Source organism: Pseudomonas sp. yb_2 (genome assembly GCF_043103905.1).
GTDB classification, from domain to species: Bacteria; Pseudomonadota; Gammaproteobacteria; order Pseudomonadales; family Pseudomonadaceae; genus Aquipseudomonas; species Aquipseudomonas alloputida.
The window spans coordinates 23,780-37,886 of the sequence record NZ_JBICKH010000045.1 but is presented as its reverse complement, the minus strand read 5'-3'; the positions used below and the strand labels follow the sequence as shown (position 1 = coordinate 37,886).

At 62.8% G+C, this 14,107-nt stretch carries 9 protein-coding genes; all 9 read right to left on the bottom strand.

Going from position 1 to position 14,107, the window contains the following annotated elements; all coding sequences use genetic code 11:
* Positions 1–58: 58 nt before the first annotated feature.
* Positions 59–2,995, bottom strand: a complete 2,937-nt coding sequence (locus ACF8FB_RS10880) for a DUF748 domain-containing protein (protein ID WP_392511331.1) — start codon at positions 2,993–2,995, stop codon at positions 59–61.
* A 78-nt stretch (positions 2,996–3,073) separates the two neighbouring features.
* Complete coding sequence (locus ACF8FB_RS10875) at positions 3,074–3,943, bottom strand: oxygenase MpaB family protein (RefSeq protein ID WP_392511330.1); 870 nt, start codon at positions 3,941–3,943, stop codon at positions 3,074–3,076.
* A gap of 42 nt (positions 3,944–3,985) precedes the next feature.
* Positions 3,986–5,920: an acetate--CoA ligase gene (gene acs, locus ACF8FB_RS10870; RefSeq protein WP_392510526.1), complete on the bottom strand. Its 1,935-nt coding sequence runs from the start codon at positions 5,918–5,920 to the stop codon at positions 3,986–3,988.
* 174 nt (positions 5,921–6,094) lie between these two features.
* A complete protein-coding gene (pgi, locus tag ACF8FB_RS10865; RefSeq protein ID WP_003249988.1) occupies positions 6,095–7,759 on the bottom strand; it encodes a glucose-6-phosphate isomerase in 1,665 nt (554 codons plus the stop codon).
* Between the two features lie 206 nt (positions 7,760–7,965).
* Positions 7,966–8,829, bottom strand: coding sequence for a pantoate--beta-alanine ligase (panC, locus tag ACF8FB_RS10860; protein ID WP_350298567.1), 864 nt, complete (start codon positions 8,827–8,829; stop codon positions 7,966–7,968).
* Positions 8,826–9,626, bottom strand: a complete 801-nt coding sequence (gene panB, locus ACF8FB_RS10855) for a 3-methyl-2-oxobutanoate hydroxymethyltransferase (RefSeq protein ID WP_392510319.1) — start codon at positions 9,624–9,626, stop codon at positions 8,826–8,828. Before panB ends, panC begins: the two co-directional genes overlap by 4 nt.
* A 262-nt stretch (positions 9,627–9,888) precedes the next feature.
* Positions 9,889–10,368 carry a 2-amino-4-hydroxy-6-hydroxymethyldihydropteridine diphosphokinase gene (gene folK, locus ACF8FB_RS10850; protein WP_010955348.1) on the bottom strand — a complete coding sequence of 160 codons (480 nt, stop codon included), beginning with the start codon at positions 10,366–10,368 and terminating at the stop codon, positions 9,889–9,891.
* Positions 10,365–11,747 carry a polynucleotide adenylyltransferase PcnB gene (locus ACF8FB_RS10845; RefSeq protein ID WP_070096298.1) on the bottom strand — a complete coding sequence of 461 codons (1,383 nt, stop codon included), beginning with the start codon at positions 11,745–11,747 and terminating at the stop codon, positions 10,365–10,367. The genes folK and ACF8FB_RS10845 overlap by 4 nt, the downstream gene beginning before the upstream one ends.
* Before the next feature lie 913 nt (positions 11,748–12,660).
* On the bottom strand, positions 12,661–14,103 hold the full coding sequence (locus ACF8FB_RS10840) for a sigma-54 dependent transcriptional regulator (protein WP_010955346.1): 1,443 nt from the start codon (positions 14,101–14,103) through the stop codon (positions 12,661–12,663).
* Between the last annotated feature and the right edge of the window lie 4 nt (positions 14,104–14,107).

Sequence of the window (14,107 nt, the reverse complement as noted above, 5' to 3'; positions counted from 1 at the left end):
GCACGCCCGCTCCCACAGGTAGTGCGCAGGCCTGTGGGGGCGGGCCTGCCAGAGGGGATTACTCGGCATCCAGGTGCATCGGTGTCACCACCCGGCCATCGCTTTGAGGCTGCCCCAGGCTGGTATCGATGAAGTACACCCGGTCGTCTTCCAGCTTGCCCTTGTCGACCAGATAGTCCTTGATGCTGCTGGCCCGCTCCTGCCCCAAGGTACGCAGCAAGGCGGTACTCTCGGCCCACGACTTGATCACGGCCTCGCGCAGCTTGGCGGCGCGCTCGTCACGGCCCAACTGCTCCCATTCGGCAGGCGGCTGCTGTTTCAGGCGGGTACGGTAAATGCCTTCGAGCATCGCGGGCTTGTCGCTGTCGTCCACCACCAGCATCGAGGCATTGGCCGGCACCTTGTCACCCCGTCGCTGCAGGATCTTGTACCAGGTGGCCTGGTACTCACGCTCAAGGCGCTGTTGGGCAATCAGCGGGCCGTCGCTGGCCTGGGCGCTGGTGCCTTCGATTTCCAGGCGCAGTTCCGGGCGCTCTTTCAGCGCGGATGCCAGCTTGTCCAAGGACGACTGGGCCTCGCCGCTGAGTTCGCTGGAGCCGGGGGCGAAGGCCACGTTGCCAAGGTCTTCCGAGCTACCGCCGCTGATCAGCCCGCCAATGAATTTGAATGGCGCCTGCGCCGCGCGCAGCACCAGGTTGCGCAGGGTTTGCCAAACAATCGGCATCACGCTGAATTGCGGGTTGTTGAGGTCGCCAGACACCGGCAGCTCGATCGAGATCTTGCCCTCGGTATCCTTCAGCAATGCCACCGCCAGGCGGATCGGCAGGTCGACCGCATCCGGGCTGTCGACTTTCTCGCCCAGCTGCAGTTGCTCCACTACTACCTTGTTCTCGGCCTTGAGTTGGCCGTTGGTGATCAGATAGTGCAGGTCCAGGTTCAGCCGGCCCTTGCGGATGCGGAAGCCGGCGAACTTGCCGGAGTAGGGCGTCAGCGTGGTCAATTCGACGCGCTTGAAGCTGGTGGCAATGTCCAGGCTGGCCAGTGGGTTGAACGGGTTGAGTGCGCCCTTGATGGTAACCGGTGCGTAGCGGTCTACCTTGCCCTTGACGTCGACCTTGGCCGGCTGTGGCTTGCGGTTGTCGATGGTGCCGATCTGGCCGTTGAGTTGCTGGATGGCCGTGGCGAAGTTGGGGGTAAGCGACAGGTCGGCAAAGTTGGCCGAGCCGTCGTTGATGTCGATCTGCCCGATATGGATGCCAAGCGGCTTGTTGCTGCTGGCCGTGGTCGGCTTGGGCTGGCTGCTCGCCGGGGCGTCGGCCGGTTGCGGGATCAGCAGGTCATTGACATTGGTGGTGCGGTCTTCGTTGATGATGAAGCGTGCATAGGGCTGCAGCAGGGTCACCTTGTCGATCGACAGAGCATCGCCGTGCACGTAGGACAAGCCGTCGACGTTCACCTGCTGCCATTTGACGAAGTCGCGGCTCTTGATGGTGTCGAGGGTGTGCAACTGGCTGACCTGCGCCTTGCCGGTCACATTGAAGGCCAGCGGCGCGGTGTTCTTCAGGTCGACCTTGAGGTCGCTCGAGAGCATGCCGCTGCGCAGCTCCAGCAGGATGAACGGGCTGATGTAGGCCTGGGCCACACGCAGGTCGATGTCGCGGGTGCTCACATCCAGCTTTGCCCATATCGGTGCCAGGTTGACCTGGCCTGCGGCCTGCAGCTTGCCTTGCTTGCCCACACCGGTATCGAGTTTGAGGGTGAAGGGCGACTGGTTGAGGCTGTCGAAACCTTGCAGGTCGGCATTGAGAGGGCCAATGTCCAAGGCTACCGGTGCCTTTTGGCTGCGATCTTCCAGGTGTACCAGGTAGTTGCGCAACTGCACGTCCTTGAGCAGCACTTGCCAGGGTTTGCTTGGCTCGTTGACCGCCTTCTCTTCAGGCGTAGGTGCTGCGGCCGCCGGCTCGGCCTTTTCCTTCGGCGTGGCCTTGGCGGGTTGGCTGGCGAACAGCTTCTGCCAGTCGAGCTGGCCATCTTTTTCCAGCGCCGCCCAGGTTTCGAGCTTTTCGCTGCGAACCTTGCCCACGGTGACCTGCTGTTTGACCAGATCAATGGTGGTTTCGCTAACCTCCAGGCTGGCCAGGCGTGCCAACGGTCGGCCATCCGGCGCCTTGATGGCGAATGGCGCGATGCGCACTGAGACGTTATCCAGCAGCAGCTCGGTCTGTTTGGCGAGGTTGAGCTTGTAGTGCGTATCGAGGCTTACCACGCCGTCTTCCAGCACCAGTGGCACGGCATCGCGCACGTAGGGCCAGAACAGCTTCATCTTGCCGTCAGTGACCTTCAGTGTGCCTACGGAGGCGATCGGCGACAGGCTCAGGGTGCCCTTCCAGTCGATGCGTCCGCCATTGGGACCGCTGGCCACCAAGGTCATGTCGGCATTGTCGTTGGGCAGGGTGCTGAGGTTTTTCAGCTCCAGATTCATGTTGTCGTAGAGGAACTCGATCGGCTCGCTGGGCCGCAGGTCCTCGAAGTGCAGGTAGCCGTCGACGAGCTTGATGCTGCCAATACGCAGCGGGAACGGGTCACTGGGCGGCTCTTCGGGTTTGGCTTCGCTGGCCGGTAGTTTGAACAACCCGGTCAGGTTGAGGGTACCGTCCTTGGCGAACAGCACTTCGTTGCGCGGTTTGTCGAGTTCCACCGCTTCCAGATGCAGGGCTTTGGTCCACAGGCTGTCGAGTGAGGCGTTAGCGTAAAGACGCTCGAAGCCGACCTGCTCCTTGCCCGGCTCGCCGATCTGCAGGCCCCACAGCGTCAGCTCGAGGCTGAAGGGGTTGAGTTCGATCCGTTCGAGGTGAGCCGGCACGGTGGCGTATTGGGCCAACTGCTGGTTGGCAATGCGCAGTGCGACACCAGGAAGAATGAGAAAGCCAAGCAGGCTATACAGGGCTACCAAGGCCACGATTGCGCCAGCGGCGCGAGTCAATCCTTTGTACATGTGTCGCTTCGTCAGTCTAAGCAGGAGTGCTTGGAGTATGGCACGTTAAATCAGTTCCGCAGGGGCCACCCTTTGCGCTCAATCAATGCCCATGCGCCGTTTGGCTCGGTGTGCCGAACCGTCGCGCATTGCCCAGCGCAACACCGGCGCGGTGCGTCGCAGGCCCAGACGGATCAGGCGCTGCTGCAGGGGCCCGTGCTGCAGGCCGAGCAGGGCCTGGGCCCAGCCGGGCAGCAAGTCGATACCCGCGTGCAGCATCAGTTTGCCAACCGGCTGTGCCAGGCGGCTGGGGGCAGGGGCGTCGAGCAGGATTCGTATCACCTCATGGCTGCGCGCATCACAATGCAGCTGCGGGCGTATGTGTTGCAGATAGTCTTCAACTTGCTGGCACGAGCGCGGCACGTCACGGGCACCGAGGCGCTCGGCAATCAGGGCGATTTCGTTGTAATAGGCATCCTGCTCGGCGCGTGGCAGGTGTGGGTTGCGGTAACGCAGGTGGGCGGCGAGGAAACGGCTGACCTCCGCTACATGCACCCAGGTCAATAGATCCGGGTCGCTGGCCGCATAAGGGCGGCCATCGGGTGCAGTGCCGGTGACCTGCAGGTGAATGGTGCGCACTTTGTCGATCAGCCACTCGGCATCGCCAGTGGCGCCGAAGGTGGTGCCGGAAATGAACTGGCTGGTGCGGCGCAAGCGGCCGAGCAGGTCTTCACGAAAATTGGAGTGGTCCCACACACCGGCCAGGGCCAGGGGATGCAACAACTGCAGCATCAGCGCGCTGATGCCACCGACCAGCATGCTCGGGAAGTCGCCATGGACGCGCCAGCTGATGCTGTGCGGGCCGAACAGGCCGGGGTCGCCCTTGGGCGATTGCAGGTCGAGCTGGCCGAGGGCCAGCCCGGTGAGGCTCATGACCTGGGTTTCGATGCGGCGACGAAGGGCTTCCATGGCGACCTGCTGTGCAGGGCGGCCATGATTGCTGGCCGCCGGTTACTGGTTGAGGCGTTTGTCGATCAGGCCCTGTACCACGCTTGGGTCGGCCAGGGTCGAGGTATCGCCCAGGTTTTCCAGCTCATTGCAGGCGATTTTGCGCAGTATACGCCGCATGATCTTGCCTGAGCGCGTCTTGGGTAGCGCTGGCGCCCACTGAATCAGCTCAGGCTTGGCGAAGCTGCCGATTTCCTTGCTGACCAGGGCCAGCAGCTCGGCCTTGAGCGTGTCATCTGGTGTCACGCCATTCATGGTCGTGACGAAGGCGTAGACGCCTTGGCCCTTGAGGTCGTGGGGGTAGCCGACCACCGCGGCTTCGGCCACGCTGTCATGCAGCACCAGTGCACTTTCCACTTCAGCGGTGCCGATGCGGTGCCCGGACACGTTGATCACATCGTCGATGCGCCCGGTAATCCAGTAGTCGCCATCGGCATCGCGACGGGCACCGTCGCCAGTGAAGTAGTAGCCGGGCAAGGGCTTGAAGTAGGTGTCGACCATCCGCTGGTGGTCGCCGTAGACACTGCGGATCTGCCCGGGCCAGCTGGCTTTGATCGCCAGCACGCCGGCGCCGGGGCCTTCGATCAGTTTGCCTTTTTCGTCCAGGAGCACCGGTTGCACGCCGAACATCGGCTGGGTGGCGCAGCCGGGTTTGAGTGACTGTGTGCCGGGCAGTGGGGTGAGCATGATGCCGCCGGTTTCGGTCTGCCACCAGGTATCCACAATCGGGCAGCGCTTTTGCCCGACCTCCTCGAAGTACCATTCCCAGGCTTCCGGGTTGATCGGCTCGCCGACGCTGCCCAGCAGACGCAGGCTTTTGCGTGAGGTGCTCTGCAGTGGCGCGGAGCCCTCACGCATCAGTGCGCGCAGGGCGGTCGGGGCGGTATAGAAGATGTTCACCTGGTGCTTGTCCACCACCTGCCAGAAGCGCGAGGTATCCGGGTAGTTGGGCACGCCTTCGAACATCAGCGAGATTGCGCCATTGGCCAGCGGGCCATAGACGATGTAGCTGTGGCCGGTCACCCAGCCGACATCGGCGGTGCACCAGAACACCTCGCCGTCACGATAATCGAACACCACCTTGAAGGTCATCGTTGCCTGCAGCAGGTAGCCGCCGGTGGTATGCAGCACCCCTTTGGGTTTGCCGGTGCTGCCGGAGGTGTAGAGGATGAACAGCGGGTCTTCGGCCTCCATCGGTTCTGGGGGGCAGTCGTCGCCGGCATCCTTCGTCGCTTCGTGATACCAGAGGTCGCGGCCCTCGGTCCAGGCAACATCGCCGCCAGTGCGGCGCACCACCAACACGCTACTGACCGCTGGGCAGCTGGCCAGGGCCTTGTCGACGTTCTGTTTCAGCGGGATGCGTTTGCCGCCACGCACGCCTTCATCGGCGGTGATCACGGTGCGGCAGTCGGCATCGAGAATGCGGTCTCGCAAGGCATCGGGGGAGAAACCGCCGAACACCACCGAGTGGATGGCGCCGATGCGAGTGCAGGCGAGCATGGCGAAGGCGGCCTCGGGAATCATTGGCATGTAGATGCACACCCGGTCGCCTTTCTTCACACCGCGCGCTTTCATTGCATTGGCCAGGCGGCAGACCTGACGGTGCAGTTCGCGGTAGGTGATGGCCTTGGAGTCCTTGGGATCGTCGCCTTCCCACAGCAGGGCCGTTTGCTCGCCGCGCTGGGCCAGGTGACGGTCGATGCAGTTGTAGCTGACGTTGAGTTGCGCACCGTCGAACCAGCGGGCCTTGCCGGTATGCAGGTCGCATTGCTGCACGCTTGACCACGGTTTGATCCAGTCCAGGCGTTTGGCCTGTTCGGCCCAGAAGGTGTCTGGGTCTTCGACCGACTGGCGGTAGAGGCGGCGGTAGTCTTCGGGGGGGAGGGCGGCGGACTGGCTGACGGCCAGTGCCTGGGGGTATTTGCGGATATCGAACATGGCGGGTGGTCCTGCTCTTGTAAGGGGCGATGGACTGCAACGGCTATTCGATAAGACAGTGTAGCTGGGAGCGGTGTTCAACCTGGGCCGGCCTCTTCGCGGGTAAACCCGCTCCTACGAGGTAATGCGTAGTCTCGTAGGAGCGGGTTTACCCGCGAAGAGGCCGGCACAAGATCAACCGCGGTGACGGCCGCGGAAGTAGTTGATCAGGCCTTGGGTGGAACCGTCTTCGGCACTGTCTTCCAGGCTACCGACCAAGCGCTGGTAAACGCCCTTGCCCAGTTCCTTGCCCAGCTCGACGCCCCACTGATCGAAGGCGTTGATACCCCAGATAACGCTCTGTACGAACACCTTGTGCTCGTACATCGCCACCAGCGCACCCAGCCGGCGTGGGCTGATGCGCTCGACCACCAACGTGTTGCTCGGGCGGTTACCCGGGATCACCTTGTGTGGGGCCAGCTTTTCGATGTCTGCTTCGTTGAGGCCTTTAGCGCGCAATTCGGCTTCAGCTTCCTCGCGGGTTTTGCCCAGCATCAGCGCCTGGCTCTGCGACAGGCAGTTGGCGTACAGCCACTGGTGGTGGTCGGCCACCGGGTTGAAGCTCACCACCGGCACGATGAAATCGGCCGGAATCAACTGGGTGCCCTGGTGCAGCAACTGGTGGTAGGCATGCTGGCCGTTGCAGCCCACGCCGCCCCAGATCACCGGCCCGGTGTCGGTCTTCACCGGGGTACCGTCTTGCAGCACGCTCTTGCCGTTGGATTCCATGTCCAGCTGCTGCAGGTGCTTGGTGATGTTGCGCAGGTAGTGGTCGTACGGCAGGATCGCGTGGCTGTTTGCGTCCCAGAAGTTGCCATACCACACGCCCAGCAGGGCCAGTAGCACCGGCATGTTCTTGTCGAACGGTGCGGTCTGGAAGTGCTGGTCCATGGTGTAGGCGCCGGACAGCAGTTCCTTGAAGTTGGCAGTGCCGATGGCCAGGGCGATCGGCAGGCCGATGGCCGACCACAGCGAGTAGCGCCCGCCCACCCAGTCCCACATCGGGAAGATGTTTTCTTCGCGGATACCGAACGCTACAGCAGCAGCCTTGTTGCTGGACACTGCAATGAAGTGGCGGTACAGCTCGGCTTCCGAGCCGCCTTGGGCCAGGTACCAGGTCCGCGCGGCCATGGCGTTTTTCAGCGTCTCGAGGGTGTTGAACGACTTCGACGAGACGATGAACAGGGTGGTTTCGGCGCGCAGGTTGGCCGACAGCTCGTGGAACTCGCTGCCGTCGATATTGGCCAGGTAGTGGCAGCGCACGCCGCGCTGGGCGTAGGGTAGCAGCGCTTCGGACACCAGCTCGGGGCCGAGGAACGAACCGCCGATGCCAATGTTGACCACGTCGGTGATCGGCTTTTCGCTGTAGCCGCGCCACAGGCCATCGTGAATGCGGCCAACCAGTTCGGTAATCTGGTTGAGCACCTTGTGCACTTCCGGCATGACGTTCACGCCGTTGACGCTGAGTTTGTCACCTACGGGCCGGCGCAAGGCGGTGTGAAGCACCGGGCGGCCTTCGGAGGCGTTGATGATCTCACCGCTGAACATCGACTTGATGGCGTCTTGCAGGCCCACTTCATTGGCCAGGCTGACCAGCAGCTCGCGGCTTTGCTCGGTGATCAGGTTTTTTGAGTAGTCGAGGAACAGGCCGCAAGCGCTGAGGGAAAACTGGTCGAAGCGCTTGGCATCGGCGGCGAAGGCTTCGCGCATGCTGAAGCTTTGCATGGCGTCGCGGTGTTTCTGAAGCGCCTGCCAGGCGGGCAGGGCCGTCACATCGTGGGGTGTACGGTAATACGCCATTGCGCGGGGTTCCCTTGGTGCGTGGTGAGGGCTTGGACACGGCAGTCGTTGCCGGGTTCAGGCTGGCACCATTATAGGCAAAGGCCACGTGCTGGGAATGGGTATGGCAGGGGGATTTTGGGGGCATTGCAAGCAAGCCCGCCCCTACAGGTAAACGTGCAGGAGCGGGCTTGCCCGCGAATGGGCTGCAAGGCAGCCCAAGACCGTTATGCGGTCTTCTCTTCCAAATGCAGGTAGAGATTGTCGATCAACCGTGTGTTACCCAGGTAAGCCGCCGCAATCACCACCAGGTCTCGATCATCGATCACTGCCGGGCGCAAACTTACGGCATGGCGTACTTCCAGGTAATCCGGGCGGAAACCCGCTGCGCTCAGTTGCGCCTGGCCTTCAGCGACCAGCGCGGCAAAATCCCGCTGGCCACGGCCGATGCCCGCTGCAATGTGCTGCAGTGTGCGGTACAGCGCTGGCGCAGTTGTACGCTGCTCTGGCGTGAGGTAGCCATTGCGCGACGACAGCGCCAAGCCATCTTCTGCACGCACGGTGGGTTCGCCGATGATCTGGATCGGCATGTTCAGGTCGCGCACCATGGCGCGGATCACCGCCAACTGCTGATAGTCCTTCTCGCCGAACACGGCAAGGTCTGGCTGGACCATGTTGAACAGCTTGTTCACCACGGTGGCCACACCCTCGAAATGCCCAGGGCGGCTGGCGCCGCACAGGCCTTCGGAAAGCTGGGGCACGCTGACGCGGGTTTGCACGCTCATGCCGTCGGGGTACATCTCTTCCACCGTGGGCGCGAACAGCAGGTTGCAGCCGGCCTGCACCAGGCGCTCCTGGTCGGCTGCCAGGGTGCGTGGGTACTTGTCGAGGTCTTCGTTGGCGCCGAACTGCAGCGGGTTGACGAAGATACTGGCGACCACGAAATCGGCGCGCTGGGCAGCCTTGGTCACCAAGGCCGCATGGCCGCTGTGCAGGTTGCCCATGGTCGGCACGAAACCGATGCGTTTGCCCTCACCGCGGGCGCGGGCCACTGCCGCGCGCAGTTCGCGGACGGTCTTGACTGTATTCATGCACTGAACCCGTGTTCGCTGCCTGGGAAACTGACTTGCTTGACCGCCTCGACGTAAGCGACGAGGGCGCTATGGATATCCGGTTGGCCCTGCATGAAGTTCTTCACGAACTTCGGTACCCGGCCGCTCAGCGACAGGCCGAGCATGTCGTGCAGTACCAGTACCTGGCCATCGGTGGCGCTGCCGGCGCCAATGCCGATTACCGGGATGCCAACGGCATTGGTGATTTCCGCCGCCAGTTCGCTGGGTACGCACTCGAGCAGCAGCATGGCCGCACCGGACTGTTCCAGGGCAATGGCGTCGGCACGCATCTGCCGGGCCTGGGCCTCCTGGCGGCCCTGCACTTTGTAGCCGCCCAGCACGTTGACGGTTTGCGGGGTCAGGCCCATGTGCGCGCACACCGGCACACCACGTTCGGCCAGCAAGCGGATGGTTTCGGCCAGCCAGGCTGCGCCTTCGATCTTGACCATGTGGGCGCCGGCCTGCATCAGTGTGGCGCTGTTGGCAAAGGCCTGCTCGGGGGTGGCATGGGCCATGAACGGCAGGTCGGTAAGGATCAGCGCGCCGTCGTTGCCGCGTTTGACGCTGGCGGTGTGGTAGGCCATCTCCGCCGTGGTGACCGGCAAGGTGCTGTCGTGGCCCTGCAGGACCATCCCCAGCGAGTCGCCCACCAGCAACACTTCAACGCCGGCCTGGCTGGCGGCCTTGGCGAAGGTCGCGTCGTAGCAGGTCAGCATGGTGATTTTTTCACCCTTGGCCTTGAGGCCGTTAAGGGTGGTAAGGGTTACTTCAGGCATGTAGGAAACTCCTCGTTCAGGCGCTGTAAAAAACGACTGCATTCAACGCGTGTAGTCATCTTCCGGAGCGGCACATCATCGCGCGTGATGTTCGGGCACAGGTCCGTCCGGGCCTAAATACGGGTATGCGGCACTTTGGTGCCACACGGGACGCCTATAGTCGTGAGCGAGGTGTGGGAAGTCAATCACCCTGTTACCGCATTGTTACGATCAGGGTGTTACTGGCGTTACCGAGGTGGCGATGCAGGCTGGAACGCCCGGTCTACAGGCGTTCCAGGCCGACGAACGGGCATTCGTCGAGCAGTTGCGCGAGGGCGCGGCCATCGGCCAGGCGGAAATCCCCCGGTACCAGCTCGGCCAACGGATACAGCACGAACGGGCGGGCATGCATGTGGTAATGCGGCACTTTCAGGCGTGGCTGGTCGAGCACCTGGTCACCGAACAGCAGGATGTCCAGGTCCAGCGTGCGTGGGCCCCAGCGCTCCTTGCGCACGCGGCCCTGGTCGTTTTCGATGGCCTGCAGCGCATCGAGCAATGCCAGTGGTGCCAGGGCGGTGTCCAGGGCGGCGACAGCATTGGTGTAGCGCGGTTGGCCGGGCAGCAGCGAATCACTGGTGTACAGGGCCGAGGCGGCTACCAGGCGCGTGGCTTCGACCTGGTCCAGCGCCTGCAAGGCACTACGCAGTTGCTCGGCAGGTGCGTCCAGGTTGCTGCCCAGACCTACGTAGGCGCGAATGGTCACTCGAACGCCTCGTCGCCACTGCGCTTGCGTTTGCTGCCGCTGCGCTTGCGCTTGCGCGGGCCGGCACTTTCGTCACGGCTACCAAGCTCGCGGATCATCTCGCGGCGCTCGCTGTCGTTTGCCTCCTGGTAATCGGTCCACCACTGGCCCAGGTCGTCGGTTTCTTCCCCGGCGCTTTCACGCAGCAGCAGGAAGTCGTAACCGGCGCGGAAACGCGGGTTGTCCAGCAGCATGTCGGCGCGCTTGCCGCTGCGGCGCGGCAGGCGCTCCTGCATGTCCCAGATCTCGCGGATCGGCAGGGTAAAACGCTTGGGGATGGCAATGCGCGCGCACTGCTCGGCGATCAGGTCGTGGGCTGCACCGTTCATGGCCGGGATCGGCGGCACGCCCTGGTTCTGCAGGTGCAGCACACGGGCCGGCAGAGCTGGCCAGAGCAAAGCAGCAAACAGGAAGGCTGGCGTCACCGGCTTGCCCTGCTTCACGCGCAGGTCGGTGTTGTTCAGTGCCTGGCTGATCAGCGTGTGGGTGTAGGTCGGCCGCTCATCCAGCGCGTGGGCACTGGCCGGGAACAGCGGTTCGAACAACTCCAGGTCAACCAGCATTTCGAAGGCGATGGCACCTTGGCCGCTGAGGAACAGCTTGAGGCATTCCTCGAACAGGCGCGCGGGTGGAATCTCGCGCAGCATCGGGGCCAGGCCGCGAATCGGCAGGTAAGTGTGCTTTTCGATGCCAAAGTCGAGCTTGGCAGCAAAGCGCACCGCGCGCAGCATGCGCACCGGGTCTTCCTGGTAGCGGTGGGTCGGGTCTCCGATCAGCCGCAGCAGGCGATTGCGCACGTCGTGCACACCGTTGGCGTAATCGAGAATGCGCTCGCTGACCGGATCGTAGTACAGGGCGTTGATGGTGAAGTCGCGGCGTTGCGCGTCCTCTTCCAGGGTGCCGTACACGTTGTCTCGCAGAATGCGGCCACTGGCGTTATGCGACGAACGGTGGGCATCGCCCTGGTCGTCCTCGGAGTGGTGGGCGCGGAAGGTGGCGACTTCAATGATCTCACGGCCGAAATGCACATGGACCAATTTGAAGCGACGACCAATGATGCGGGCGTTGCGGAACTCGGCACGGACCTGTTCGGGGGTGGCGCTGGTGGCGACGTCGAAGTCCTTCGGCGTGATGCCCAGCATCAGGTCGCGGACACAGCCACCGACCAGGTAAGCCTGGTAGCCGGCGCTTTGCAGGCGCTCCACGATGTTCACCGCATGACGGCTGAACTGGTGGCGCTGCAGCGAGTGCTGGCTCTTGTTGATCACCTCGGGCGTGGTGCGCCTGTGGTGCGGGCCCGGTACGGGCGGGCGGAAAGACTGGAACAGCTTCTTCAGCATGGGATGCACTGTGTGAAGGAATGTTCGGCCAAGAATAGGAGAATGGCCGCATGATGGGCGGGGATTCTAGCATTTACTCGGGGAATGGTGTAGGCGGGTAGCAGGATGCCTGCCAGAAGGGTAGAAACGACAAGGGGAGCCTAAGCTCCCCAAGAAGTCGTTGCGTGCTCTTATTGTTTTTTTGCTGGGCTTCTTGTTTTTGTTGAGTGCCCTGCCCACAAATCTCGAAACTTGTGGACGACCCCCAAACCGGGGGTAAAGAGCAAACGGATTGCTTTGGCCGCTGATGACACGTTGATCAGTCGATCCAACCAGTTCAGGCGCTGCTTTTAGTGCAGTTTTTGTTGTTCTCTGCCTGGTTGTGGGGCAAGCCCCAAACACGCATCCTCTCCAAAAGAATCAGTTAGCTGCGCCTCCGCCATCTTGTTTTTATTGTGCGTGAGCCGTTTCGTCTTGTTCTTATTCTGAGTTGCAGTGCTTGTTATTGTTCTTGTACCAAACATATAGCAGGTGCCGTGCCAACTTTTCAAAACCCAATAAAATCAAGGGGTTGAGCGGGCTCTGCAATTTTTGGCAGGTCGAAGATGTCGCAATTTCGTTACCGTACGCCTCGGGGACTGTTACGGCGGAAAGCTTGGGTAACAGATTTTTACGGGAGGTGAGGTGTTACCTGGGGTGTTCCCAGGCCAGATGTGTTCGCGACACCCCGTTCTGCGCCTGTGCCATTGGCGCGCATCCCCCTCGGTGCACGACAGGATATTGAAGGGGACACACAAGGGGCCGCGCGCCAATGGCTCAGGATTGATTGGCCCGAAACAGATGTAGGAGCGAGCTTCGCTCGCGATGCGCCGCGTGGGCGGCGCTCGATCCCACAGGCGCCGCACTTGCTGCGGCGAACACTGGGCAGGTTGAATTACTCGCTGGTAGCGTTGCTCTTGCGCCGTGGGATGCCCAGGCGCTGGCGGCGTTCCCACAGGCACTTGCGGCTTACGCCGAGCTTGCGTGCCAGTTCGGTCTCGGTCATGTGGTCCTGGTGTTCAAGCACGAAGTGCTGGAAGTAGTCTTCCAGCGACAGGTCTTCGGTCGGCTCGTGGCTGGCATTGCCCGCGTTGGCCACCACCAGGGCATTGTCGAGGATGTCATCCTCATCCAGGTCGCTCAGCTCGATGTCGATGCCCAGCAGCTCGGCGGAAATTTCTGCGCTCTCGCTGAGGATCACCGCGCGCTCCACGGCGTTTTCCAGTTCACGCACGTTACCGGGCCAGCTGTAGTGACGAATGGCTTGCTCGGCCTCGGCCGAGAAGTGCAGGTCGTCGCGGCCGATGCGAGCGCTCTGGCGGGCGAGGAAGACGTTGGCGATCTCGTTGACGTCGCTGCCACGCTCGCGCAGGGCCGGCAGCTTCAGGGCGATGACGTGCAGTCGGTAATACAAGTCTTCACGGAACTGGCCGGCCTTGGCCAGGTTTTTCAGGTCGCGGTGGGTCGCGGCGATCAGGCGCACATCGACCTTTTGCGACTGCACCGAACCTACCCGGCGTATCTCGCCTTCCTGCAGCACACGCAGCAGGCGAGCCTGGGCTTCGAGCGGCAGTTCGCCAATTTCATCGAGGAACAGCGTACCGCCATCGGCGGCCTCCACCAAGCCGGCGCGCCCGGCGCTGGCGCCGGTGAACGCGCCTTTTTCGTGGCCGAACAGTTCGGATTCGATCAGCGTTTCGGGGATGGCCGCGCAGTTCACCGAGATCATCGGTGCCTTGGCCCGGCGAGACAGGTTGTGCAGGGCGCGGGCCACCAGCTCTTTACCGGTGCCCGACTCGCCCTGGATCAGCACATTGGAGTCGGTAGGCGCGACCTTGCGGATCTTGCTGTACATGTCCTGCATGGGCTGGCACGAGCCGATGATGCCGATCTCGCCATTGGCCGTTGCCGCGCTGCCTTTGTCGGACGCTGTAGCCTTGCCATTGCTGGCGCGTGGCTCGGCTGGCGGTGCAGCAGCGGGGGCGTTCTGCCGGTCACGCAGAATACGCGCTACTGCCTGCAGCATCTCGTCGTGGTCGAAGGGCTTGGCGATGTAGTCCACCGCGCCCATTTTCATCGAGTCCACCGCTGAGCGCAGGCTGGCGTAACTGGTCATGATCAGCACCGGGGTGCCCTGGCCGAGCTTGATCAGCTCGGTGCCGGGCGCGCCGGGCAGGCGCAGGTCGCTGACGATGAGGTCGAAAGTGGCAATGCTGAAGCGTTCCTGGGCTTCCTGCACCGAGCCGGCCTCGCTGACCTGGTACTGGTTCCGCTCAAGCAGGCGACGCAGGGCCGAGCGGATGATGGTTTCGTCTTCGACGATCAGAATGTGCGGCATTGAT

Excerpts from the sequence above, each read along its gene's own strand:
- ACF8FB_RS10880 (WP_392511331.1), bottom strand. The coding sequence starts at position 2,995 with ATGTACAAAGGATTGACTCGCGCCGCTGGCGCAATCGTGGCCTTGGTA.
- ACF8FB_RS10840 (WP_010955346.1), bottom strand. The coding sequence starts at position 14,103 with ATGCCGCACATTCTGATCGTCGAAGACGAAACCATCATCCGCTCGGCC.
- panB (WP_392510319.1), bottom strand. The coding sequence starts at position 9,626 with ATGCCTGAAGTAACCCTTACCACCCTTAACGGCCTCAAGGCCAAGGGT.
- ACF8FB_RS10875 (WP_392511330.1), bottom strand. The coding sequence starts at position 3,943 with ATGGAAGCCCTTCGTCGCCGCATCGAAACCCAGGTCATGAGCCTCACC.
- ACF8FB_RS10845 (WP_070096298.1), bottom strand. The coding sequence starts at position 11,747 with ATGCTGAAGAAGCTGTTCCAGTCTTTCCGCCCGCCCGTACCGGGCCCG.
- panC (WP_350298567.1), bottom strand. The coding sequence starts at position 8,829 with ATGAATACAGTCAAGACCGTCCGCGAACTGCGCGCGGCAGTGGCCCGC.
- acs (WP_392510526.1), bottom strand. The coding sequence starts at position 5,920 with ATGTTCGATATCCGCAAATACCCCCAGGCACTGGCCGTCAGCCAGTCC.
- pgi (WP_003249988.1), bottom strand. The coding sequence starts at position 7,759 with ATGGCGTATTACCGTACACCCCACGATGTGACGGCCCTGCCCGCCTGG.